Origin of the sequence: Stieleria tagensis (assembly GCF_024129865.1) — a bacterium.
Classification (GTDB): domain Bacteria; phylum Planctomycetota; class Planctomycetia; order Pirellulales; family Pirellulaceae; genus Stieleria; species Stieleria tagensis.
In genome coordinates this window covers 1-26,549 of sequence record NZ_JAMYFE010000145.1, presented here as the reverse complement: position 1 = coordinate 26,549, position 26,549 = coordinate 1, and the positions used below count along the sequence as shown (strand labels likewise).

The window sequence follows — 26,549 nt, the reverse complement described above, 5'->3', positions numbered from 1 at the left end:
TGTCCTGGTTGTTGTCCTGGCGGTTGGCCTGGCTGTTGTCCTTCGCCTTCACGTTGCGCCTGCTGATTCAACTCTTGCTCGACGCCCTCGGTCAGCTGCTCAAGACGTTGGGAGGCGCGCCGCAATCCTTCGGTCGCATCGCCCAGTACAGCACCAGCGGCTTCATCGATGTCCTCTCGCAATTGATCAATTCCCTTGGCGGCTTCCTGCTCGAATTGTTCGGCCTGGGGCATGAATCCTCGCCGCACAAGTTCAGCGGCGTTTTCGAGTTGGCGCTCGGCCTGAGATCGACCGGCTTGGCGAAAGCCGTCGTAGAGGCGTTCGGCGAGCAATGGTTCTGATTCGTCAGCATCTTTGACTGTCTGTTCCATTTGCTCCATCAGCTGTCGAAAACGCTGAGCCTGCTGTTCCAGCTGTTCGGGCGAAGCCGCCGTTTGTTCGTCGCCCCGCAGTCCGGGTGCAGCGTCTTCGACCTGTTCACGCATGGATTCACCGATCTTTTTCTGTTCGTTTTGCAGAGTTTCGGCGTCGCGTTGCATTTGCCGCAACGTTTCGTCGAACGCGCCGGCGGCGCGCTGGCGGAATTCTTCTTGAAGTTCATCCAATTGCCGTTCGGCACGGCGCCCGGCTGCGAGTGCCGCGGACGCGTCATTTTCCTCGGTCGCTTTGGTGGCTTGTCGCAGTTCATCCCGCGACTCTTGGAGTTGGTCCGCCTGTTCACTCATCCGCTCGCTGTTTTCTGGCGAACGCATTCGCGATTCCAGTTCATCCGATAGCCGAAGCAATTCTTGTTGCTGTTCCCGCAGTCGTTCCAGCTGGCGACGGACCTGTTCTTCCGTTTCAGGGTCTTCGGCCTGCTCAAGTGCGGTTTGCAGTTTCGCCAGTTCTTCGGTCAGATCTTCCGTGCGTTTGGCCAACTCACGCAATCGGCTTAGGACTTGGCGGTCCTCCGAAGCGGCCTGTTGTTCGGCCGTTTGCTGCTGGGCTTGTTGCTGAGTTTCATAGCGGTTCTGTTCCTCGTCGAGTTCCAGTTCGTCGATTTGCTGTTGCCGATTTTGACTGGCACTGCCGCCGGCGCTTTGCTGTTGTTGGCGTTGTTGACGAGAGATCTCAAATTCACGCGAGCGTAGTTTCAGAAGACCGGAGAAGCTGGCTTGTGCGGTGCCGCGACTCTCTGGCAAATCTTTCTCGCTTAGGTTTTTGACCGTGGCTTGCATCGAATGCAACACGGCTTGGCCGATCTTGACCGACTTGGGATCCTGCAGTTCCTGGGCGAGTTCTTCAAATTGGCCAATGGCGTCCGTTTGCGAATCGGAAATGACTTGAATATCTTCCGAAAGGGGTGTTTTCCCGGTGAACTCGAGCCGAATCTGGTTCCAAATGGCAGTGATGATTTCCTTCTGAAGTTTGGCCAACTCTTCCGCTTGCTGTTGAGCTTGGCTTTGCGGTTGCCCTTGCGACGGCGGCGACTGGGGGGCGTCTGCTTCTAAAAAAATCTCTTCAAAAGCACGCACGTCGATAAAGTACAGATCGCTTTCGGTGCGGCGTGGTTTCCCATCCGGTCCGGTGTCTTCGGCCCAAAAATAGAAGGTCAGCAATTCATCAGGACTGGATTTCAAGTCCTCCATGTTCAACAGATATTCCAGCGGTGAATCGACATTGCGTCCCTGGCTGGTCCCCAGTTCCACAGACACCTCGGGGCGGTTTTCGATGGTGTAGGTCAATCCCGATTTGATGACGCCATAGTCGTCCCGTACGTTGGCCCGCAGTGGCAATTCTTGTAGGGCCGAGACCGTTTGATCGCGAGCTTTTTCAAGCTTCAATTTGGGCGGCTTATTCGGCAACACTTTGATCGACAGTTCCGGTGGGAACTTGTTTTCTCTGCCATCATCGTCTTGCAGATCCAGCGTGTAGCGGGCTGATTTCTCAGCGACCATTTTGACTTGATAGGTGACGCGCGCGCTCACCGAGTCAGATTGCGACGGATCAGTAGTCGAAGTGACCAGGTTACCGTTCAAAATCATTCCGTCTTCGTCGGTCAGGCGGCAGGTTTCAACCGGCTTGTTCAACAACAACTTCCACGTTACCTCGGTGCCTTCGACGACACTGACTTTGAAAGTGTCTTCGACATTTCGCTGCGTCATGTTCGTGTATTGCGGGAAACGCAATTCTGCATCGCTGCGTATCAATTCCGGGTACTCAAAAACGGTCACCGAGTACGGTTCGCTAGACCAGGTGTCCGTGACGACGTGGTAGGTCATTGACTGGTCGACCTGGGAAACAAAGCCGCCAACGATGGGATCTTTCAAGTTCCGCTTCATCGGCAACTCATTGATCGTCTGGTCAGCCGCTTCCGTCACCAAAGTCGCTGATTCCGGCGCGCTCTGACTGAACTCGGCGGTGACGACCAGACTGGTTCCCCGTTCCAGTTCCACATCGCCTGGCAAGACGGTGACCTGTTGGTCCAGCGTTGGATTCAACAGCGCGGCAGCGGATGGCAGCGAGTGGTCGTCGGAATGGAAACGCATCAACGGCACCACCACGGCAGCGGTTAAAGCGCCAGCTCCGAATAGCCGTGACGTCCACAGTGATGCGGCTGAAACGACTTGTTGCCAATGATGTGAGCGAAAGTGATCGTGGGTCTCGCCGATCAGGTGCTGGGCGAGAGGCGATTTGGTTTGTTCGGGAGTCAAATCTGCGGTCGTCACCAGGCGTTCGCCCAGTCCCGGAAAATGGTCTTCGATCTGTTCGGCGGTCGAGAGGGCGCCACCTGCTATCTGACGAGCCAGCATTGCCGAGACGATCACCATTGCAATGATCATCCCGCCGATCATTGCCCAGGCGGCTGGTTCAGGAATTTGGCCGGTCTGCTGTGCCGCGCGGATCATCAATGAGAAAAGTGTTGCGACGGTGCCCAGGACCGCCAACAGAGACCAAAACGTTTTTGATCGCGTTCGTCCGGCAACATGTGACATTTCACGTTTGATCCGCGCCAGTTGGCGGTCCGCCATGCCTTGGCGCGAATCGAATGGTTCGTTGTGACTGCTCATTTTGATCTCACTCGTTTTCGTTTCCCTGAGATAGCGGCCGGTCGCGCCCCGCCCAAAATGTTTCTGCCGCGATCAATCCCAGCGTGGCCAGTATCAACCATTGCCACCAGCCTTGTTTTGATTCCAGCTCCACGTCGCGAAGTGCTCGCATCGCGGTTTTGTCTTGCTCTCGAGACGCCGGAGACGAAACCACCGCGCCGTACTGTGCTAGCCGATCCAAGTCCGACGGGCCGGTGTCGCTTTCATCTAAATTCAGATTGACGGCGATCTTGCTGCCATCGGACAAGGTTTGGATACCTGGTTCGGAGGCGAATGTGTCTGCTTCGATCGGATCGCCGATTTGTAATGAATCCGGCGCGACCAGCCGATTTTTCCCTAACATCCCCAACAGAATCGGCACGAATTTTGTTGATAGCGCAAATTGACTTTGCTCTGGCTGCCAGCCGGCCGACAGGACCCAGAGCTTTCCAGCTGGCTGCTGGATGTCCGCCGCAGGGAACGTTTTCGAAACCAACAGGGGCGCACCGTTGTCCAGTTTGAGCACGGTTTCCACGTCATCACTGAGTCCGGCGATTTCGCGATGTTGCCAAATTCGAATGCTGCTGAAATCGTTGACGCCAGGTTCAGCAAGGGGAGCAATCAAAGGGCTTTGGAAATTCACACCGGCGATCAACGCATAGTCAGCCTGATCGCTCTGGGTGACAGCCAACTGTGGCGAGTCGAGCCAGTCCGCTAGCGTTGCAATAGAATCGGGTTCCGGCATTTGGTCCAACACCACCAACACTCGTCCGCCGGATTTCAAAAAATCTTTCAACCGACCGATCGCGTCGGGATCACTCGGTGGTCTGCTACAAATCAGCAGTGGCGTTGCTGCGGGGGAAATCGTTTTCGAAAGTGCCGCGCCGTCAGGAACACCAGAGTTCACCGTGTCCAGATTCACGCTGTCCAACGTCACGGTGCGTGTCGAATCCGACCAAGGAACTTGTTTGGCGTAGAACGACAGCGTTTCACGAACATCTTGATCGGGTTTGGCTGACGCTGATTTTGGTTCGAAAAAGAGTACGGTTTGTTGATTGCGTTTGGCACGAATCAAGTAGCCGTCGTTATCGAAATCATCTTGATCTCCCGTCAGCCGCACCACGACTGCTTGGGTCGCTGACTCACTGGTGTCAGAGATCGGTGGCAGCGTCAGATCAAAAAACCGGGTTTGACCGGGAGGGACTTGAACGACTTTCGCATTGTCTTCGCTGCCTTGGACCGCCAATCGAAACGTCGATTGTTCGCCATCGTCACTTTGCGAGACCTGGACACGCACCGATTCCGATTTTCCGGTGGCCGCCCGGCCGGGAGAATCAATTTCGTCCGTTCGATTGGCCGTGGCGCTGGGCATCACACGCAGCGTCGCGTTGCCGCGTGTGCTCGGCCGCAATGTTTCCACGTCCAACCAGACTCGATCGGGCCATTGGTAGCCTTGCAATGTTTCAATTGCTGCTCCCTGTTGCAGATCGCTCAACAAAACGATTCGGGTCTGCAAGGTGGCCGCCGCTACGGCTGAGTCAGCGATCGGTTGGTCGCCGTCCGTCTTGGCACCTAGTTCCAACATCGCCGCTTGATCAGCAGCAAACCGAATCGCATTTCCCAAGTCGGTTGCTGCCCAGGTGGGACTCAGTTCCGCCAACGCATCTTTGGCAGCGCCCTTTCGAGTTGCGGAGGTCAGGCCTGCGGATTCTTCGAGTGTCAACGATGGGTGGGACGTCGTATCAAAGCCGATCACCGAAACCAAGGTCTCATCATCTACCGAATCCAGAACCTGGTTTGCTTTCTCAATGGCTTGATCCCACAAACCACTGCGTTTCATGCTGGCGCTCTGGTCGACCAACACAACCACAGCCTGTTTGACGCCCTCGACGGTGTCGGATTGTGGAATCGGCAAAAACGGCCGGGCAAATGCGAATGCCAACATCAGAATCGCAGCGCAACGCAACAACAGCAGCGGCAAATTTTCCAAACGACTGCGGCGTGTCAAACGGGGCGGTGTTGCGTCGAGGAACATTAGCGAACTGAATTCGACTTCGCTTTTGGGCTGGCGGCGAATCAGGTGCAATACGATTGGGCCGGCAATCGCTAGTCCCGCCAGGAAATACAACGGTGCTAAAAAACTCATCGACGTCCTCCGCCGGCGGTCGCGCGTCGTCCGCGTTGCCCGAGTTGATTGCGGGCGTTGATCAATTGTGAAAGTGCTTGATCGAGCGGCATATTGGTGAGCAGCTCGTAAAAACCGACGCCGTTTGATTCACAAATCGCAGCGATGTCCTGACGATGCCGAGTGAAACGTTCGGTGTAGCGTGCCCTCGCTGCGGCAGGATCGACGTAGATCTGCCGGCCGGTTTCAACGTCTTGAATCATTGCCGGATCGGCAATCCCCAGATCCAATTCCGCGGGATCGACAATCCGCAGCAAGACGACTTCGTGTCCGCGAGCACGCAGTGCGGCGAGTTGTTTTCGCAACATTTCTGGTGGCGCCAGCAGATCGCTCATCAGCACCACCAGCCCGCGGCGCGGGACCAAGGAAGTGATTTGTCGCAGCGGTGCTTCGATGTCGGTGCCTTTTCCCTCGGCGGGCCGCGAGAGTTCGACCAAGATCTGGTGAAACTGTTTGGCGCCGAGTTTTGGTGGCAAGAAATCTCCCAGGTCGGCATCGAACGTCAGCACACCGACGGCGTCGTGCTGCAACGTCAAATAATAGGCCAGCGTCGCAGCGACGGTTCGCGCGTACTCCATCTTGCTGTAGCCGATTGATCCGTAGCCCATCGAACGGCTTTGGTCGACAATCAAATAGCAGCGGCGATTGGTTTCGTCTTCAAATTTCTTAATGAAGTAGCGATCGCTGCGGGCGTACAGTTTCCAATCCAAATTGCGCAGGTCGTCACCCGGAACATAAGCTCGATACTCACTGAACTCGATCGATGATCCGTGTGTCGGACTGCGATGCAACCCCGAAAAGAATCCTTCGACAACCGTCTTGGCACGCAGCTTCAGACTCTTGATCCGCATCAATGCATCGGGATCGACACTGGCACGCGTTGTCGAACTGGATTGGAGGAGGCTGCCGCTCATGGCTTGGGCACCGTTTCGATCAGTTTGTCGATAATCTGTTCTATGGTGACACCTTCCGCTTCGGCTTTGTAAGTCGGCAGCACACGATGCCGCAGCGTCGGGTGCGTCAATGCGATGATGTCTTCGGTCTGAACGTGAGCCCGACCGGACAACAGGGCGCGCGCTTTCGCACCAAGCACAAGGGTTTGCGACGCCCGTGTACCGGCGCCCCATCCCACCCATTCGTTGACGAAATCCGGAGACTCCTCACGCCCCGGACGAGTCGTCTGGGTCAAGCGGACGGCATACTCAGCGATCGGGCTGGCGATGGGGACTTCACGCACCGATTGTTGGAACTGCAAGACGTCTTCGGCGGAGAACAGCGGCTGGATCGTTTCGGGTTGACTGGATGTCGTTCGCAGCACCACCTCCAATTCATCCGCAGCGGGCAGATAATCAATTTTCACGTTGAACAGGAACCGGTCCAACTGGGCTTCGGGCAACGGATAGGTGCCTTCCATTTCGATCGGATTTTGAGTGGCCAGGACAAAAAACGGTTCCGGCAGCACGTAGCGTGTGCCAGCTGCGGTGACCTGGTGCTCCTGCATCGCTTCCAGCATCGCGGCCTGCGTTTTAGGCGGCGTACGGTTGATTTCGTCCGCCAAAATCACATTGGCAAACACCGGGCCTTTGACAAAATTCATTCGACGATGGCCGTCGGTGGATTCTTCCAAGATCTCGGTGCCGACGATGTCGACCGGCATCAAATCGGGCGTGAATTGAATTCGACTGAATTGCAGATGAAAGACTTGGGCGACGCTGCGAACCAACAAGGTTTTTGCCAACCCCGGTGGCCCCGTGATCAAGCAATGTCCACCGGCGAGCAGACTGACCAATAGCTGTTCGATCACGTCGTGTTGTCCGACGATCGTTTTCGAGAGTTCGGCGACGATCTTCTTGCGCGCCGTTTGGATCTGATCGACCACGTTTGAGGGGGTGTCATTCATTGATCGAGTCTGCTCCTGAGGTCGGATTCATTGGATGTATCAGCAAGTTTTTAATGGGTCATGGCGTAGGTCACGATATTGATGCCCATCGGGTAGGCTTTCTTGACGGAGTACTCGCGAAAGTAATCTTCGTTTTGACCCTCGCGTTCCCAGCCATCACCCAGGTCAGTGTTGTGGCAGATAAAGACCATGATCCGGTCTTTGTCATCGGTGATGGCCAGATAGTGTGGCACCGTGGTGTCGCTGCCATCGCGCGACCATTCATACGAAACGCCACCGGCAGCGGCGTTGATCGAAGGGACCTGTGGCTTTTGTTTCAGATCGTAAACGTTATGAAAAATTTCATGTTCCAGGGGGACCTCAAAGGGTCTGTGATTCGGGAAGACACGATCCAGTTCAAATGCCAAATCTTGATACTGCGTGTCGCCCCAGAAATCATCAACCATCAAGAAACCTCCGTTTTCACAGTAACGTCGTAGCGCCAATACCTCCGGTTCGCTCAGCGCAATCCCGCCCGGTTCGATCATGTACAGGAACGGGTAATCCGACAAATTTTCGTCGGTCAAATTGACGATCACCGGATCCGGATTGACTTTGATCGTGGTCAGTTGTTGCAGTCGCAGCGAAAAATTCAGGTCGCTGTCGGGGTAGTCGGTTTGCCAGCCGCCACCGCGGCCATAGGAGTCGTAGCGGACGCGGGCGAACGTAAACAGGTCACCGGGAAAGCGGCGATCGACTTCCCAGTCCGGCACGCCCCGTCGGTCTTCTTCGATACTGCGAGCGCGGCCACGGCGTCCCCATTGGGCGAGCGTCAGTGACGTCAGTCCCAACAAGGTGGCGACCAACAACACACTCACGGTTGCGATTCGACGGCGATTCATTGAGCGGTCTCCTCAGGTTGGTCTTCGACTTCTGCATTCGCTTGGTCTGCTTCGTTTTCGACAGCCTCCGCCTCCACAGCGTCCCCGGCCGGATCGGTTTCCGTCGCCGTTTCCTCCACCGACTCTGCCGATTCCAATTCCAACAGCAGGTGGTGGGCGTCCCGATAGCGTGGGGCCAACAACAGAGCGTCAATCAGATGTTCTTTGGCTTGTTCCACTTGTTCGGCCGCCGCCAACGATTGAGCCGTCTGATAGTTTAGGCCGGCGACATCCACCGGATCCATCGCGGCGAGTGAACGCAATGAATCGATCGCCATCTCTCGCTGATCAAGCCGATCGCAGGCGGTCACAATGGCCTGGTGCATGCCCACTGCGAACGGTTGGATTTCGATCGCTTGTTTCGCTGATTGGAGCACCGATTCCCAATGCTGTTGCTGAGTTTCCATTTGGATGAAACGTTCCAGACTGGGCAAAGCATCGGCCGAAAGCGAAAAAAGTTCCGTCAGCGTCTGGCGTTCCTGTGGTTCATCGTCCAATTCACGGTAGCAATGTGCCAGCGATTCCAGCACGCCGTCGCGCCCGCCGGTGGCAACACCTTTGCCCCTCAGAAACTCAAAATGTTCCGCGGCAGCCTGGAATTCGTTGTTCTGTAATTGATTGCGTCCCAGCGTCATCCGCGCCCAATAGTTATTAGGATGGTCAGCCGCCCACTCCAAGATTTCTTTGTGCGGCGCGTCCTCGGGCAATTCATGACGTTGGAAATCCAGTCCCTCGCCAAACTCATTGGCCAGTTGTTGAGCGTATTCGGCAAATTCGACTTCCAGTCGATCGATCGATCCGACATGGGTCGCCAGCGCGTCGGCCATCGGAATCCCATCGGCCAGGGACATCAGGATGCCGTTCAATTTTTCGATGCCATGCTGTTCGACCAAGAACTGGACCACGAGCGAGGATTCGTAGTATGCGAACTGCAGATGCGCCGGTGATGGAGGGTTAAGGAACGCACCGCTTAACTGTGACACGGGCGTGTAGTCGTCACCCAAGATCATTTCGCGATACTGTGCGGTCATCGATTGGCCCCACCGCGGATCACGCAATCGTTCCTCGTACACCGAGATCCCTTCGCTTAACCAACGTGGCATCCGGTTGCCGGATTTGGTCAGCGTGATGACGTGACAAAATTCGTGCCACAGCACACTTTCCCAGTTCGATGGGCGTGCCCCCTGTGAAGCGGGGCTGTTGGCGGTGATCACTCGGCCAAAACAAACGCCCAAAAAACCTTCGCCGCCGGGCAATCCAAACGTGCGAATCGCAAAGTCACTTTGTTTGGGAAAAATTTCCACAATCACCGGTCGATCCAGCACCAAGTCATACTTTTCACACATCAGTCGCTTGGCTTCGCTCAACAAATCGACCACCGCGTTGCCATAAACCTGGCGTTCGCGGGGATCCATCCGGATCAGAATTTCACCGGCCAGGGGTTGGTCCGGGTCGCCGGTGCGAATCGTTTCGAATCCGTCGACACGGTCCTTGAGCGTCATCAAGTTGTAGGCGACGACGTTATACGGGTCTTCGGCGTTGACTTGTTCAGCCAGTTTCCAACCAACATCGTCATCACCGAGTCGCAATAGGTCTTGAGCCAATTGAAAGGTGGCAGGAATGTTTGACGGATCAAACGTCAATGCAAGACGTTGGTATTGGGCGCCTTCTGCGAAACGGTACTTGTCCGACAATTTACGGCCGATCAAATGGTCGACCTCTGGATTGGTCGACCAATGTTGGAGCGCTTTTGCACGCAGTTCTTTTTCACGTTCAAAGTCGCCGGCCAGGTGAGCCATGACGGCTTGCAAGGCGAAGGCCAGCGGGTGCTGAGGATTGGTTTTCAAGATCACCTGAATCGTCTGCTCGGCGCCGGCGTAGTCTTCGCGGTCGATTCGCTTTTCGGCTTTTAGAATCAGTGCCGGCGTGTAGGTGGGGTTCAGCGTTAGCGCCCGATTGAGCGACTCGTTGGCAGCCGGCGGATTGGTTCCCTGCAATGAAAGCGCCAACAGGTAATCCAGCCGGGCATCTTCTAATTCACGCTGTTTTGCCGTTCGGACGGTTTCCGCCGCGACTTTGAAATCGCCTTTGCTGACGGCCAGTTCCGCGGTCGCGATCATGGCTTCGAGATTTCGGGGGTCCGATTCGAGCACGCGATCGTAGAACGATTTCAAAATCACACGCGCATCAATTCCGTGCTGGGAGAAAAAACGCCCGGCGGCGATCAAAGTGTCCACTGTGGCGAAACGCAGTTGCCCGGTTTGCAGATAGCGATCGATCATCGCTTTTTCGCTCGCCGTTCGATCGGGCAGCCCGTTGTACTGGGTGACTTCGACACCGAGCACCCGCAGCGGCAAACTGGTGGGGTACCGTTTCAGTGCGGCATCGTAGGTTTCCAGCGCGGATTCGTATTGTCCCGTAGCAAGTTGGCATTGGATCAGCAATTCGGACCAGCGACGGTTCCAGATCCCACGCTCGACTTCGGCACTTGCGATCGCCTCGGCGGCGTCGATCTTGCCGCTGCGAAACATTTGTTCCGCTTCGACAAAATTCGCGGCAGCAACTTGGTTGTTGCCGGCGAAGGGCGCGATGACACAAAACAGCATTGTCGCGGCGATCAATGCAGGACGTAGCGCAGCGGTTGAAACGGCGATCGGGACGCGAGTTCGTATCACGGCGGTAGGCATCAGTAGGTAGGACAGCAAAGCGACGACAATGAATTGTAGCGGACCGGGACACCGCAGATGTCACTTCCCATTGAATCACCCGGCAGGGCAAATCGTTTCGCTCGATTCCGAACAATCCCTGTGCAGCATGCCTGGGCTACCCTTGGATTACCCCGATGGGTTTGTGACTGCCCTCAGTCCCCGTCCCCCCCTGGCGTCGCTGTCCCCTGGCTTCGATCCTATATCCCGGGGGTGGCTTGGCTGGTATCCTGTAACGGTTCTGGAAGCACGACACCTCTTGATTGTGAGAACGCATTGGACATGTCGGTCGAGGAAGCTGGAAATACATCGGGCAACAATCACTCCGAATCAGGTGAGCTATCAGCGGCCGATGCGGCACGTTTGAATGACGCCAAAAAGCAAATTGCTCAGGAACTGGGCAAAGTCATTGTCGGTCAACAAGAAGTGATCGACGAGATCATGATTGGGCTTTTCAGTCGCGGTCATGTGTTGCTCGAAGGGGTTCCGGGGCTTGCAAAGACGCTGATGATCAGCACTCTGGCGCAGACCATGGACCTGGAATTCTCACGTGTCCAGTTCACTCCCGACTTGATGCCCGCCGATGTCACCGGCACGGAAATCATCGAAGAGGATCGATCGACCGGTCACCGGGGGTTTCGATTTATGGAAGGCCCGTTGTTTTCCAACATCATTTTGGCTGACGAAATCAACCGGACGCCGCCCAAGACGCAGGCCGCGCTGCTGGAAGCGATGCAGGAACGCCAGGTCACGGTCGGCCGGACGCAGCACACATTGCCCAATCCGTTTTTCGTCTTGGCGACGCAAAACCCGATCGAACAGGAAGGCACCTACCCCCTGCCGGAAGCCCAGCAGGATCGGTTCATGTTCAAGATTTTCGTCAGCTACCCCAGTTTTGACGACGAGTTTGAGGTGGCGCGGCGGACCACCGGAACGCAAACTGACACGGTGCAAGCCGTGCTGAATGCCGAAGACATCATTCGTCTGCAGGATTTGGTTCGACGGGTGCCGGTCAGTGACCACGTGGTTCGGTACGCGCTGTCGCTGGTCCGCCAGACACGTGTCGGCGATGAAGGCGTGCCGGATTTTGTCGACGAGTTAGTCGGCTGGGGTGCCGGTCCACGGGCGGTTCAGTTCTTGATTCTGGGCGGCAAGGCACGGGCACTTCTGGAAGGCCGCTTCCATGTTTCGATCGAGGACATTCAACAATTGGCCAAACCCGTGCTGCGTCACCGGATGGTTGTCAATTTTGCCGCCGAAAGCGACGGCGTGACCAGTGACAATGTGATCGATCGCATCGTGGCGGCGACACCGACAACCGAAGACGAGCTATCGCGTGATGCCCGATTCCAAAAAATATTTGCGTCCTGAAGTCACGCAGCGGATTCGTCGATTGGAATTGACGGCACGTCGCGTCGTGGAAGGATTCCTGTCGGGAATGCACCGCAGCCCGTACTTCGGCCAATCGATCGAGTTTCTGCAACACCGCCAGTACCACACCGGTGATGAAATACGTCACATCGATTGGAAGGTGTATGCGCGGCAAGACCGATTGCACATCAAACAATACGAAGAAGAAACCAATCTGCGGTTGACCCTGCTGGTCGATCGCAGCGCCAGCATGTCCTATGGCGATGGCGAATCAAACAAATTCGATTTTTCCGCGTCGATCGCTGCTTCGTTGGCTTACCTTGCACTGCGGCAAAAAGACGCCTGCGGTTTAGTCACGTTTGACACCGCGGTCCGCGACACGGTGCCGGCCAAAAGCAATCAACAACAGCTTGTCCGTATCCTGTCGATGCTGGAACAGATTGGCGCAGACGGCCCGACCGATTTGGTCAAAGTGGCCAAACAGGTGGGCCAGGCGCTGCCGCGGCGTGGGTTGATCATCATCATCTCGGATTTGTTGGGTGTCGATTCGCTGGTCGAAGGGTTGCGTGTTTTGCGTGCACGCGGTCACGACGTGGCGCTGTTTCATGTGCTGCACGATGACGAGATCGATTTTCCGTTCAACGGTGCGACGCGATTCGAAGGCTTGGAAAGCGACGATCTGTTGAACTGCAATCCGAGAGCACTGCGAGAGGGCTACCTGGCCGCGCTCGATGAATTTTTGGCATCGACACGCAAAGCCTGTGGTCGGCTGTCGATCGACTACATCCAGGTTCGTACCAGCGAACCGCTCGATGCGCTGTTGGCCAAATTCCTGTCGCATCGTGTCTCGCTTCCCAAATTGCGTCGGTAAGGAGACCACCACACGATGTTCTTGTACCCCGCACTGCTGGCCGGTTTCGCATTTGTTGCCGTACCGCTGTTGGTCCATTTAATCAACATGCTGCGGCACCGGCGACGACGCTGGGCGGCGATGGATTTTTTGCTGGCCAGTTATCGCAAACAGAAAAAATGGGTGCGATTGCGGCAATTGCTGTTGCTGCTGTCGCGTTTGGCGATCGCAGCGGTGTTGGTCGCGTTGCTATGTGGGTGGACCGGCGGACGTCGAATCCTGGGCGTGCTCGGCGGTCAAACGACCCATCACATCGTGATCTTGGACGACAGCTATTCGATGGGCGATGCCAGCGGTGGCGGTGAAACCACCGCCTACAATCGCGCCCTAGCAGCGCTGCAACAATTGACACATCGCTTGGCCAGTGATGACGGCAATCACCAGTTGACGGTGATGCGTGCCAGTCGCGCGGCATTGGCAATCCAGGGCGGCAGCGATTCGGGCGACGCCGCAGCAGACCTGTCGGCGCAAACGATCACCAGCGACAGCGGACTGATCGCTCGCGTGATGGCGACCGATGCATCACCGATTCGAACCGATTTGGTTCCGGCCCTGGATCTGGCGGGTGAACTTGCCACGTCAACTTCCGCCGACCAGCGCTACGTCTATCTCGCCAGTGATTTTCGTGCCCGCGATTGGGCGGCGACCGAGCGTTTGGCAGAATCGATGCGGAAATTCTCTGGCGGCAAGACTCAAATTCGAATGATCGATTGCGCCGAAAGACCCGAGCGTAATTTGGCCGTTACGGATCTGTCGCCCGTGCAAGACGTGTGGGTCGCTGGCGTTCCAGTGGTGGTTCGCGCGACGGTAAAAAACTATAGCTCGACCCCGGTCAAGAACGTCACGCTGGCCTGTCGCGTCATTCGCTATGGCGAATCGGTCAACGCGGTGGATCCGTCACGCCGCGTGAGTGGTGTGATCGACACCTTGCCGGGGCTGATCATCGAATCACTGGCCCCCGGGGCCCAGATCACCAAATCCTTTCAAGTGTTTGTCAACGAGACGGGGACTCACGCGATCGAAGTCGAATTGCCGGCCGACGCCTTGCAGGTCGACAACACCCGCACCTGTACATTGCCGCTATCGGACGTCGAACGTGTGTTGGTGATCGATTCGAATTTGGAGGAAGCCGGTGCCTACACGATTGCCGCGGTCTTGGATCCAGGCAGTCAAGTCCGCATCGGTGCGGTCCCGGATATTAAACAGCCGGCCTTTCTGCGCAGTGCCACACTCGAAACCTTGGCGGCCTATCGCGCTGTCTATTTGGTGAATCTGCCGGAGATCACAGATTCGGCGGCCGCGGCACTCGACCAGTACGTGCGGCAGGGCGGTGGCGTGGCATGGTTCCTGGGCGATTCGGTCCACGCCGATTCGTACAACCGAGTCTTGTTAAATCAAGGCCGACATTTACTGCCCGCGCCGCTAGACAAGATCAGCGAGGTCGCAGTTGGCGGCGACAAAACCGGCGACGTTTTGTTCGGTGATGAAGACACCTTGCTGGATCCACTACGCAGCGCCGGCGATGCCTCGCTGTCGATGATCGGCGTTGCCAAGGGTTGGACGCTTCTGGACACCGATCAGTCCGGACCGTCAGTCCCCGAAGTGATCGTTCCCGAGAATGAGAGCGAAACCGAATCGGCGCGTTACCGCGATGTATTGAAACGTCGCGATGGCGTGCCATTGGTCACCGAACATGTCTCGGGCGCCGGCACGGTGGTCACGGTGCTGTGTGGATTGGATCCGGATTGGACAAACTGGGCCGGTGATCCGACCTTTGTCCCGTTCATGTTGTTGTCCAACGCCCGGCTATGGAGCGGGGCATCCGCCACAACCTTTCATCAAGTCGACCAGCCACTGCGTCAGGGATTTTCGACGCGGGACTATTTCCCGGAGGTCAAATTGGTGCCCTCGGCAACATCGCCACCGCGTGTCGCGATGGAGATCACTGCGGCGACCGGCGACGGTGCCCAAGCCGACAGGGCCACGCTGGTATTGGACCCGGTCGATCAGCTGATCGCCAGCGAATCCAATGTAGACGACTTGCTGCGCCCCGGAATTTTTGAATGGGGATTGCTGGGAGCCGACGGCGGGGGTGAAGTCATCCCGGCGGCACGCACGATTGCTGGCGGTGAAGGCGATCTGGAACGGGCCGATGCCGCTGAAATCCAGCGTGGGATGTTGCCGGTTGAAGTCCGTTTTGTATCGAGCACAGATTGGACACAGGAAAACCAATTGGCCGGCAGTTCCAGTATCGGATTGATGCTATTGGCGATCCTGGGATTGTTGCTGGCCGCTGAACAGGCACTGGCCTATTGGGCGAGCTATCACGGGCGAAGTGATACAGCCGCACTTGGATCGCGTTCCAACCCCGAAGGTGGTGCCAGAACGCGGTCATCATTTGGGCTCAACGCCGCAGCGACCAGCATGGGAGGGCGACACGCGTGACCGAAACCATTACACAATCGACCGCGACGCAAAAAACGGTCTATGAATTTGCGCGTGCTGCCACCATTAGTGGTTGGTGGTGGTGGGCCCTGCTGGTGGTTTCATTGGGTCTGGTCGTGTTCGGCTGCATTCGTTTTTACCGCCGCGACACGGCCGAACTGTCACGTTCGGTTTCGTTGACGTTGATCGCGCTGCGGCTGGTGACGATCATCGGGCTGGTGTTTTTCTTCTTTGATTTTCAACGACGCACCCAGCGCGAAATCACTCGCCCCAGCGAAGTCGTGGTGTTGGTCGACACCAGCCAAAGTATGTCGTTGGCAGAATCCGATCAGATCGGCAGCCAGACACGGGCCCAGCGCGCCGCTGCTCTGCTGGCGGATCATGAACTGCTGGACGACCTTGCCAAGCAACATCGCGTCAACGTGTATGGATTCGGCGACGCCGCGGAGCCACAGTTGTTGGAATCGCGTGGCGGCATGCCAGCGGGCGTCGGCTCGGCCGATACGGCAGCCGACGATTCGGGCCAGACGACCGGCGATCCAGCGATTTCAATGGTTGCCGTATTCGGGCTGATTCTGGTTGGATTGGCCGCCGCATTGTCGATCGCATCGCTGTTGGTTGGCGGTTTGATGACCGGTGGCGGAGAAGCCAAAGCCGACGGTTCCCAAGAACGGCTGGGATGGTTGCTGGCAGCCACCGCGGCCACATTGTGCGCCGGGATTCTGCTGTGCGGTGGATCTTATTGCGTGCAGTCGACTCGCACATTGGCATCGTTGGTCGGGCTGGCGCCAGCGAAGGAGGTGACCGAATCGGTCGATTCGGAATCGGCCGAACAGCCGGACACGCCCGAGTCGATCAAAGTGTTGGACTGGAGCGAAGCGGTGGCGGCATCAGCCTCACAAAGTCGGATCGGTGACGCGATCACCACGATCTTGGCCAGTCACGATCCGACAACGCTGGCGGGAATTGTGGTGATGACCGATGGTCAAAACAATGGCGGCACCAATGTCGGATCGGCGATGGCAACCGCGCGGCGCAGCGAAGTCGCGGTCTATCCGATCGGGCTGGGCAGCAGCCAACCGCCGACGAATGTTCGCGTCGTCGATCTGGATGCTCCCAAACGCGTTTACCCGAATGACAAATTTGCGATCGCCGCGGTGTTGCAAGGGACCGGCGGTAAACCGCTCGATGTCACCGTGGAACTGTTGGATGGCCTCGATACGACACAGCCCGATGGCACCAATTCGGCCAACCTGCCGACCGAGGTGATCGATTCCCAAACGGTCCAGATCGCCGGTGACGGCACACTCGCCGGTGTCAAATTTGAATTGGAACCGGAATCCGTGGGGCGACGTCGATTGGCCATTCGTGTGATTCCACCGAAAGCCGACCAGAACGAAAAAGACAACCTTCGCGATGCTCGTTACGAAGTCGTCGCGCGCAAGTTGCGTGTGTTGACGATTGCAGGGGGGCCGACCCGCGAGTATCGCTTTGTTCGCAACCTGCTGTACCGCGAAAAATCGATTCGACTCGATACGTGGTTGCAGACCGGCCAACCCGGGATCAGCCAAGATGCGGACGAATTGTTGACGCAGTTCCCCAGCACTGCGGCGGAGCTTTTCGAATATGACGCAATCGCGATGTTCGATCCAGATTGGACAGCGATACCGGCGGAATCGTTGGAATTGCTCGACCGCTGGATTTCCTCCCAGGCCGGTGGGTTGATTCTGGTCGGTGGGCCCGTTTATCACTCCCGTTGGCTGCGGTTGCGCACCGATCCACGTGTCGCACGGATTGCCGGATTTTTTCCGGTCACGTTTTCCAGTCGCGGGTTGATGGCGGGATCGGGGCGTCAAGGCGGCGAGACGGCTTGGCCGTTGGAATTCACCCCCGAAGCGCGGCGTGCGGAATTCTTGTGGGTCACCGACGATCCGGCAAGCAGTTTCGAAGCTTGGGATTCGTTCGGCGGTGTGTATGACTACGTCGGCGTCAAAGCCGCCAAACCGGTCGCCAAGGTCTATGCGTATTTCTCCGATCCGACCAGCCGCATCGGTGACACGTTGCCGGTCTATCTGGCCAGTCAATTCTATGGGGCCGGGCGAGTCTACTTTCAAGGCAGCGGCGAAATGTGGCGGATGCGTCGTGAGAGCGATGCCTATTTCGACAGTTACTACACAAAACTGGTTCGTTGGGTCAGCGAAGGCCGGCTGATGCGTGACAGCAATCGCGGTGTGCTGTTGGTCGACAATCCGCGCGCCATGGTCGGCGATTCGATCACTGTTCGCGCGGTGTTGACCGACGAACAGTTCGAACCGCTGACGGTGCCAGAGGTCAAAGCAAAATTGTTGACGCCCAGTGGCCGGATCGACGATGTCCGCTTGACCCCGGTTGAAGGGGAAACGCGGGCGGGGACCTACAGTGGTCGATTTGTGGTTCGAGAAGCCGGCAACCACGAGTTGCGTCTGACGCTCGGCGATGCGCTTAGCGAAGAACTGTTCCGCCAGAATGTGCAGGTGCGATTGCCAACGATCGAACTGGAACGGCCCCGCCGAAACGACGAAGAACTGTTGGAACTGGCGACGACAACCGGCGGTCGATACTGGAAAGCCGACCCCGAAGTGACGAACCAACTGTTGGTCGGCCAGATCAATGAAACCCTGCTTCCCCAGCCGCAAACCACAATTCTACCGGGCACACCGGATTCAATTTTCAATCAACGGCGCAACGCAACGCTGTTGTGGTTGATCGCCAGTGTGCTGACAATGGAATGGGTCATCCGTCGCCTCCATCGACTGGCCTAAGACGGTTCACCCCGACAACACCACCTAAATATGCTTGATCCTGAACTCCAAACGCTACTCCAATCACTGCGCGAACGGGTTCGTCGCTACGTAGTTTTGGATTCCGCGCTGGCATTGATCGCGTTGATTTTGGCGGCGTTCTGGTTGGGACTGTTGGTCGACTACGTTCCTGTGTTGCTGGGCGGCAGTGAAATGCCACGCCTGGCACGCGGCATCCTGCTGGTCGTCGTCGGCGCTGCGGTGGTTTGGATCATCGCCCGCATGCTGATCGCGCGGCTGCAACGGCCGTTGCCGGACGACAGTTTGGCGCTATTGATCGAACGCCATTACCCCCGGCTTGGCGGACGTCTGATCACTGCGGTTGAATTGACGCGGCCCGGACGCAGTGGCGATTCGCATTCACCGGATCTGTTGCGGATGGTGCACCGTGAAGCGTCCGAGGCCGTGGACGAAGTCGATCCGGCAAAAGTGTTTCGGACCCAACCGTTGATTCGAAAAGCGGCGATTGCCGGTCCACTGCTGTTGTTGGCAGTGGTGTTTGCGTTGTACAGCCCCAGCGCATTCGCTCGCGCCGCAGCTCGATTGACGCTGTTCTCGGACGCGCGCTGGCCACGGCGGGCCAAGCTGGAAATGGTGGGTGTGGATCTGCCTCAAATCACCGCATCGATGACCGAAGACCCCGAACTGAAACGTATCGAGTTTGTCGATCACGCGATACGTTTACCCAAAGGCAGCAGCGCGACGCTACGGATCAATGCCGTTGCCGACGGCGCCGAAGTCCCCTCGTTGTGCACCGTCTATTATGAAACCGCTGACGGGTTGCGTGGACAGTCCAACATGCGCCGCGTCGGTCGTGAACGTGACGGATACCAGGCGTTCGTGCTGGACGGACCACCGCTGAGCAACCTCAGCGAATCGTTTACATTTTCAATTCAGGGGTTGGACGATCGATTGGTCGACTACCAGATCGAAGCCGTCGAGCCACCGATGTTGGTGGCGATGGATGTGAATGTTCGCTACCCAGATTATTTGCGTGACCCAGCCTCTAACAGCGAAACTGATTTGCAAACGCCCTATCAAGCCGGCCTGCGGATCAGCGAAGGCAGTCGCATCACGCTGGAAGCCCAGTCCAGTTTGCCATTGGGCCAGGTTGATGCGGTTCTGGAAGCGGATGGATCGGAGCAAGTCGTCCAGGGGCTGACCTATTCGGAGGATCGCACCAAGGTACAGCTCAACCTGGATTCATTTCGCAGCCCCACTGCCATTCGGCTGGTTCCCTCCGACGCCGACGGCATCAGCGCCCAATCGCCGTTTCGGTACTTTCTGGGGGCCATTCAAGATGAACCTCCCTCGGTCACCTTGCGGTTAAATGGAATTCAATCCGCTGTGACTCCCATCGCTCGGTTGCCGATCCAGTGCGACGTCAGCGACGACTACGGCGTGACCGCGTTGAACGCCTTTGTCGCCCCCAGCGCCCCGGACGCCGGCGAAGAATCGACCGATGCTGACTCATCGGACAGTCCCCAACCGAATCAAACCATCTCGGTGAAAATGCAGCCGGATCGAGACGGGAAAGCCACCACGCTTGTGGATTTGCGCGACCTGACCAATTCCGGCCAAATCAAAGCCCTGCAGCCAGGCGGTGCGATCAATGTTTTCGGCGAAGCCCATGATGGATACGATTTGGACGGGCGACACCAGACGACCAGTGAAATTTATCGGCTACAGATTGTCACCCCTGAGGAATTGCTCTCGTTGCTCGAACGCCGTGAACTGGGGCTGCGGACTCGGCTGGAACAAACCGTGACCGAAACTCAGGGACTGAAAGAACAGCTGGTCGGGTTCCGATCCGACCGGTTTGCGATCTCCGAGAGCGAGGAACCAGGGGAATCGTCCGAACAAAGCCAACTTCGCCAGATTCAGATCATGCGATTACGGGTTCAGCAAAGTTCTTTGCAAGCAAGTAAGACCGCAGAGGAATTAACCGGAATCGCGGAGTCGTTGGACGATATGCTACAGGAGATGGTGAACAACCGTGTCGATTCCAAAGACCGTCAGGAACGATTGGGATTGGGCGTCCGCGATCCTTTGCGACGGATCGTTGATGTTTCGATCAGCGACTTGAATCGCCAACTGCGAGCGGTCGAACAATCGGTGGAGGATCCGCCCAAGGCGTTGGAACAGACGAAATTAGCCATCGAAACGGTCGACAACGTGCTGCTGGAATTGACGGCGGTTCTGGAAAAAATGCTGGACTTGGAAAGCTACAATGAATTACTCGACCTGGTGCGGGGGCTGATTCAAGATCAAGATCAGCTGAAAGAGGACACCCAGCAGGAACGTAAGAATCGAGTTCGAGATCTGTTTAAATAGTCATCGGAATACAGTGATGAAGCCCCTCAACAAACCTGGTACCGGACGCCGGACGCTCGGTTGCTTGATCATCCTGGTGGTCTCGCTGTTCCCTTTCGTTCCCGCGGTCGCCCAAGAACCTGATTTGGTACTGCGCCAAAATGGCGTCGCCGAACGCTACCAACGTCTGGAAGAACTCCTGCTGCGTCTGGCGGATGTCGAGGCAGCGGAGAACCCCGAGCGCGCCGCGCTGCTGCGGCAGGCTGCCAAACAGTCACGCGAAAAGTTCGTGCTGCAGCAATTGCAAAATGCTAGCGAAGCGATTCGCAGTGAAAAGTTTGCGGATGCCGTTTCCAACCAAGACGCCGCTAGCCAGGGTTTGGCCGAGATCCTCAAACTGCTGACCAGCGAGGATCGTGCCAACCGAATCCGGGATGAAAAGAAGCGTGTGGCCGAGATGATCAAGGATCTCAAGCGGATTGAACGTGCGCAGCGCAGCACACGTGCTCGGACAGAAAACGGTTCTGAAATGGGACAGTTGAAAGACGAACAACAATCGATCGGCGATCGAGGCGAGAAGCTCAAGGAACAACTCGCAGAAGACAATCGCGAAGAATTTGGGGAAGCGAAGGACAGCGAAGCAAAGGACGGTGAAGCGAAGGACGGTGAAGCGAAGGACGGTGAAGCGAAGGACGGTGAAGCGAAGGACGGTGAAGCAAAGGACGGCGAAGCAAAGGACGGCGAAGCAAAGGACGGTGAAGCGAAGGACGGTGAAGCGAAGGACGGTGAAGCAAAGGACGGTGAAGCGAAGGACGGTGAAGCAAAGGACGGCGAAGCAAAGGACGGCGAAGCAAAGGACGGCGAAGCGAAGGACGGCGAAGCGAAGGACGGTGAAGGGCAGCAGAGCCAATCTGGGCCACCACCGACGCCACAGCAGCAGGCTGAAAAGCAGTTGCAGAAAGCTGTCGAGCGGATGCAGCAGGCGGAAAAGGAGCTTGAGAATTCAAAGCGTGACGAAGCGGTGGAGCAGCAATTGGCGGCCGAGGAGAATTTGCGTCAGGCAATCGATGAACTGGAACAAATTCTTCGCCAGTTGCGCGAGGAGGAAATGCAGCGGGAACTTGCGAGACTGGAGAGTCGTCTGAAGAAGATGGCAGCGATGCAGTCTAAAATGATCGACGACACCGTCGAATTGGCAGCGACGCCCCAGACCCAACGGAACCGTCAAACCGATCTCAAGGCCGGTGACCTCTCGTTTGAACAGAAAAAAATCACGGTCGAGGCGGATCGGGCCATGCTGTTGTTGCGAGAAGAAGGCTCCAGTGTGGCATTCCCCGAAGTCGTGGCGCAAATTCGCGACGACAGCGATCGCATTGCTCAACGTTTAGGCAAAACCCAAATTGATGCCGTCACACAGGGCATTCAACAAGATGTCCTTGCCGCCATCGAAGAAATGATTCAGGCGTTACAGCAGGCTCAAGCGGACTTAGAAAAGCAGAAGCAACAAGGAAAAAGTGGCCAACAACAGGCGGGCGAGCCTCAGGAGCAACCGCTTGTGGGGGCCATTTCTGAGCTAAAATTGATTCGCACCATGGAAACGCGAATCAAATCGACGACACAACGTTACTCAGGACTACTACAATCGGATGACACTTCGGCACAGGACTTGCTTCCTCTGCTAAAGAACTTGTCTGATCGCCAGGCACGGTTGTACAAAATAACACGCGACTTGGTGATGCAACGCAACAAGTAACTGACTCCATACATAGGCGGATGCGCAGTGATTCGATTTCGACGCACTTTTCGGCGGCCCGGCATGCTACGACCGAGTATGAGTGGTTGTGCCCTCGGTGTTGCAACGCTGCTAGCGAGCGTATGCCTGCTGCCGACCGCTCCCGTATCGGCCGATCAGTCACTTGAAAGCGAGCGCGTCTGGAATGCGCTCGATGGCGAACAAATGTCGACGGTCTTGCGGGGGTCGCTGGATGAGTACGGAGTTCTGCCGTCGTTAATCGATCAGGCATCGATCCAGTTTCGTGCTGATCTGGAACAAAACGACCGGGACCCCATCGACGCGTTTGTCGACGCGGTTGGCAGTTTGACCGATTCGGTTCAACGTCTCGCCGAGATGGCTGAAACCGATCCTGTCGCAGCAGCAGCGAGCATCGACCCGTCGGCCGAGGATTACGCGGAGATTGAATCGCTACCGAAACCGATCCGAATGACCGTTCGAACTTGGTTGGGACGCGCGCTGGTCCGCTCACGTCTGTACGACGAAGCTCTGCCGGTGATTGCCGAAGTCGACCCGGCACTCTCGATCGACCCGGCAGCCTCGTTGTTCTATCGCGGCGCCTGCTATCACGCATTGTTGATGAAACAGGAGGCGTTGTCGGATCTGCGTCTGTTGTTAGAGAACGAAGCGGATTGCCCGACGCGTTTTTCGCGGGTTGCCAAATTGATGGTTGCCGATATCAAGCCATTAAAAGAGGACTCGTTGGATGAGATTTCTCGGTTGATGACCGATGTTTCCCGACGGTTGGAATTGGGACGCAGCGGCGAAAAAGTGGAAGGTCAGGAACAGAAGATCATCGACAAACTGTCCAAGTTGATCGACAAGCTAGAAGAACAGCAGCAGCAACAACAGCAACAACAACAGGGTGGCGGGGGCAGCAGCGGCGGCGGTGGCTCCGATGGTCAGTCCTCCCCGATGCAGGACAGCCAGATCGCTGGCGGCAGCGGCGACGGCAACGTCAAGAAGAAAAACCTGGACGACAAAGATCGCTGGGGCAATCTGCCGCCGGCCGAACGGAAAGAAGCGTTACAGAAAATTAGTCGTGATCTACCGACACATTATCGTGACGCCATCGAAGCCTACTTTCGCAAACGCGCCACGGACGGCTGAATGCCCGACCGATCGGCCGGCCGCTCCCGTCGGTTTGTATTTTGAAGTGCGCTTTCGCGTCAGGCATTGGTCTTTGGTAACCCGACGCGTCACGGGCTGTTGATGGAATCAGCCGGCACGCGCTAGCGTCCGGTTCCTTGGGCTTTGCAATGCGATTCACCAGGAACCGTGAGCTAGCGTTCAACGGCTGATCGTTTAACCGATGCCATGACAATTTAATCAACAAGCGGGTCAGCGAGGGATCCCGCTGACACCCTAAATCCCTCGCTCACGCTTCGGGTTACCATCAAAGCGCTGGCTTCTACACTGGCGTGTCGGGTTGCGACAGCACCTGTGTCTTGGGAATCCGTTCGCTTTATTCAATGCGTTCCGGTTGCTCTCTGACGTTGGACGAAAGGCGACTGACGTTGGATTTCGTCTGCAATGCGGCAAAATCGCTGACAGCTGCCACTTATTGGCTAGCCAGTTAGTCATACTTCTAGGTAGCCGACTCGCCAATTCTCGTCGTGTGCGTCGCGTTTACCCCGCAATTTCAGGAGAGATCATGTCCCCAACATCTCGCTTCGCTCGTGCGATCAGCGGCATGGCCGTGCTGTGCATCGCGACTTCGCTGTCCGCCCAAAACCTGTCCGCCCAAAACCTGTCCGCCCAAGACTCGACTCCCGAGCAAGCGTCCAAGGAGAAAGCACCACCCGCCGCCCAGTGTCCTGTGATGGGGCCGGTGGCAGACGCATCGGCAAGAAGCACAGCGGCCGGTGTGTACTCCAACGGCGACTGGTGGCCGAACCAGTTGAATCTACAGATTCTTCACCAGAATTCCCTCAAAAGTAATCCGATGGGGGAAGAATTTGATTATGCGGCAGCATTCAACGAACTGGATTTAGACGCCGTCAAGAAAGACATCAACGAGTTGATGACGACGTCACAGGATTGGTGGCCGGCCGACTATGGTCACTATGGGCCACTTTTTATTCGGATGGCTTGGCACAGTGCGGGGACGTACCGTGTCGCCGACGGACGGGGTGGGGCCGGTTATGGCACACAACGCTTTGCGCCGCTCAACAGCTGGCCTGACAATGCCAGCCTGGACAAGGCGCGTCGATTGCTTTGGCCGATCAAACAAAAGTACGGCAAAAAAATCTCCTGGGCCGACCTGATGGTCCTGACCGGCAACTGTGCACTCGAATCGATGGGGTTGGAAACCATTGGTTATGCCGGCGGTCGCGAAGATGTCTGGGAACCGCAACTTGATATCAATTGGGGGCCTGAAACGACATGGCTGGGCGACAAACGTTACAGCGGTGATCGCCAATTGGATAACCCGCTCGCCGCGGTTCAGATGGGACTGATCTACGTCAATCCGGAAGGTCCCAACGGCAAACCGGACCCGCTGGCCGCCGCCAAAGACATTCGAGCGACGTTTGGCCGGATGGCGATGAACGATGAAGAAACAGTCGCGTTGATCGCGGGCGGCCACACACTTGGCAAAGCCCATGGTGCTGCTGATCCCGGCGAACATGTCGGCCCCGAACCCGAAGGCGCTTCGTTGGAAGAACAAGGGCTGGGCTGGAAAAATAGTTTTGGAACGGGCAATGCAGCGGACACCATCACCAGTGGGTTGGAAGGCGCTTGGACATCGACGCCGGCAGCCTGGTCACACGACTACTTTGAAAACCTGTTTGGATTTGAATGGGAATTGACCAAAAGTCCGGCCGGCGCTTCGCAGTGGACGCCGAAGAACGGCGGCGGCGCAGGAACGGTTCCCGATGCTCACGACTCGTCCAAGTCACACGCGCCGATGATGTTCACCACCGACCTGGCGCTGAAAGTCGATCCTATCTACGGGCCGATTTCAAAACGCTTTCACGAAAACCCAAAAGAGTTTGAGAAAGCGTTTGCCAACGCCTGGTACAAGCTGACTCACCGTGACATGGGCCCCGTGTCACGCTGCTTGGGGCCTTGGGTGGCCGAACCACAGTTGTGGCAAGACCCTGTGCCCGCAGTGGATCATCCGTTGGTCAACGACGACGACATCGCGGATCTAAAAACCAAGTTACTCGATTCGGGACTGTCGGTTTCGCAATTGGTCGAAACGGCATGGGCTTCGGCGTCCACCTTTCGCGGCAGCGACAAACGCGGTGGAGCCAATGGCGCACGCATTCGATTGGCGCCCCAGAAAGATTGGGAAGTCAATCAGCCGGATCAACTGACCGAGGTGCTGGAAACGCTGGAATCAATTCAACAGGATTTTAATGACGCGCAGACCGATGGCAAACAAGTTTCGTTGGCGGATTTGATTGTGCTGGGCGGTTGCGCGGCGGTTGAAAAAGCAGCCAAGGATGGCGGTCACGCTGTTCAAGTGCCGTTCTCCCCGGGGCGCACCGACGCCACCGACGAACAAACCGATGCGGAGGCCTTTGACGTGCTGGAACCCACCACAGACGGTTTCCGCAATCACTACGGTCACAAACTGGATCGACCCGCCCCAGAGTTGTTGATTGATCGCGCCAGCCTGCTCACTCTGACCGCGCCGGAAATGGCTGTTCTCATCGGTGGGATGCGAGTCTTAGACACCAATGCGGACGATCTGAAACTTGGGCTTTTCACCAAACAACCACAAACCTTGACCAACGATTTCTTTGTGAACCTGTTGGACATGGATACGGTGTGGCAAAAGTCCCCGATCTGCGAGCACTTCTACGAAGGTCGCTCGCGCGAATCGGGGGACGTCAAATGGCGCGCCAGTTCGGTGGACTTGGTATTCGGATCAAATTCCCAACTGCGTGCGATCTCGGAAGTTTATGCCAGTGAAGACGCGAAACAAAAATTCGTCGATGACTTTGTCGCTGCCTGGGACAAAGTGATGAATCTGGATCGCTTTGATCTCAATTGAGTCTGGCTGAGATGATATGAAGCCAGCGTTTTCGTGATTCACTCGCCCGCCCCGCGGGAGAGTGAAGAGATCGAAGCGGCAATTTGCCGGTCCATTT

General features: G+C 56.8%; 14 protein-coding genes. 8 read left to right on the top strand and 6 right to left on the bottom strand.

Features of this window, described 5'->3' with window-relative positions:
* The 6 genes from NHH03_RS26630 to NHH03_RS26605 form a co-directional block, all read right to left on the bottom strand.
* Positions 1–3,050, bottom strand: a 3,050-nt coding sequence (locus NHH03_RS26630) for a hypothetical protein (protein WP_253161396.1), incomplete at its 3' end; no start/stop codon positions are given.
* Between the two features lie 7 nt (positions 3,051–3,057).
* Positions 3,058–5,214, bottom strand: a complete 2,157-nt coding sequence (locus NHH03_RS26625; protein ID WP_253161395.1) for a BatA domain-containing protein — start codon at positions 5,212–5,214, stop codon at positions 3,058–3,060.
* Positions 5,211–6,167 (bottom strand): DUF58 domain-containing protein, encoded by a 957-nt coding sequence (locus NHH03_RS26620; RefSeq protein WP_253161394.1) that lies wholly within the window; start codon positions 6,165–6,167, stop codon positions 5,211–5,213. Before NHH03_RS26620 ends, NHH03_RS26625 begins: the two co-directional genes overlap by 4 nt.
* Positions 6,164–7,153 carry an AAA family ATPase gene (locus NHH03_RS26615; protein ID WP_253161393.1) on the bottom strand — a complete coding sequence of 330 codons (990 nt, stop codon included), beginning with the start codon at positions 7,151–7,153 and terminating at the stop codon, positions 6,164–6,166. Before NHH03_RS26615 ends, NHH03_RS26620 begins: the two co-directional genes overlap by 4 nt.
* Positions 7,154–7,203: 50 nt before the next feature.
* Entirely contained in the window at positions 7,204–8,034 is an 831-nt protein-coding gene (locus NHH03_RS26610; RefSeq protein ID WP_253161392.1) for a DUF4159 domain-containing protein, read from the bottom strand.
* A complete protein-coding gene (locus NHH03_RS26605) occupies positions 8,031–10,748 on the bottom strand; it encodes a tetratricopeptide repeat protein (protein WP_253161391.1) in 2,718 nt (905 codons plus the stop codon). Before NHH03_RS26605 ends, NHH03_RS26610 begins: the two co-directional genes overlap by 4 nt.
* 312 nt (positions 10,749–11,060) lie before the next feature.
* On the opposite strand from NHH03_RS26605, the gene NHH03_RS26600 reads away from it, so the two are divergent.
* From NHH03_RS26600 to katG, 8 genes are all read left to right on the top strand, one after another.
* The gene (locus NHH03_RS26600; RefSeq protein ID WP_253161390.1) at positions 11,061–12,149 is read left to right on the top strand and encodes an AAA family ATPase; all 1,089 of its coding nucleotides are present in this window, start codon (positions 11,061–11,063) and stop codon (positions 12,147–12,149) included.
* A complete protein-coding gene (locus tag NHH03_RS26595) occupies positions 12,139–13,020 on the top strand; it encodes a DUF58 domain-containing protein (RefSeq protein WP_253161398.1) in 882 nt (293 codons plus the stop codon). The genes NHH03_RS26600 and NHH03_RS26595 overlap by 11 nt, the downstream gene beginning before the upstream one ends.
* A gap of 15 nt (positions 13,021–13,035) precedes the next feature.
* A complete protein-coding gene (locus NHH03_RS26590) occupies positions 13,036–15,504 on the top strand; it encodes a BatA domain-containing protein (RefSeq protein WP_253161389.1) in 2,469 nt (822 codons plus the stop codon).
* Positions 15,501–18,305: a VWA domain-containing protein gene (locus NHH03_RS26585; protein ID WP_253161388.1), complete on the top strand. Its 2,805-nt coding sequence runs from the start codon at positions 15,501–15,503 to the stop codon at positions 18,303–18,305. The genes NHH03_RS26590 and NHH03_RS26585 overlap by 4 nt, the downstream gene beginning before the upstream one ends.
* Before the next feature lie 30 nt (positions 18,306–18,335).
* The gene (locus NHH03_RS26580; protein ID WP_253161387.1) at positions 18,336–20,678 is read left to right on the top strand and encodes a polyketide synthase; all 2,343 of its coding nucleotides are present in this window, start codon (positions 18,336–18,338) and stop codon (positions 20,676–20,678) included.
* 358 nt (positions 20,679–21,036) lie between these two features.
* Positions 21,037–22,410, top strand: coding sequence for a hypothetical protein (locus NHH03_RS26575; RefSeq protein WP_253161386.1), 1,374 nt, complete (start codon positions 21,037–21,039; stop codon positions 22,408–22,410).
* Between the two features lie 63 nt (positions 22,411–22,473).
* A complete protein-coding gene (locus tag NHH03_RS26570) occupies positions 22,474–23,559 on the top strand; it encodes a hypothetical protein (RefSeq protein WP_253161385.1) in 1,086 nt (361 codons plus the stop codon).
* A 544-nt stretch (positions 23,560–24,103) separates the two neighbouring features.
* On the top strand, positions 24,104–26,452 hold the full coding sequence (katG, locus tag NHH03_RS26565) for a catalase/peroxidase HPI (RefSeq protein WP_261364477.1): 2,349 nt from the start codon (positions 24,104–24,106) through the stop codon (positions 26,450–26,452).
* Positions 26,453–26,549: the final 97 nt, after the last annotated feature.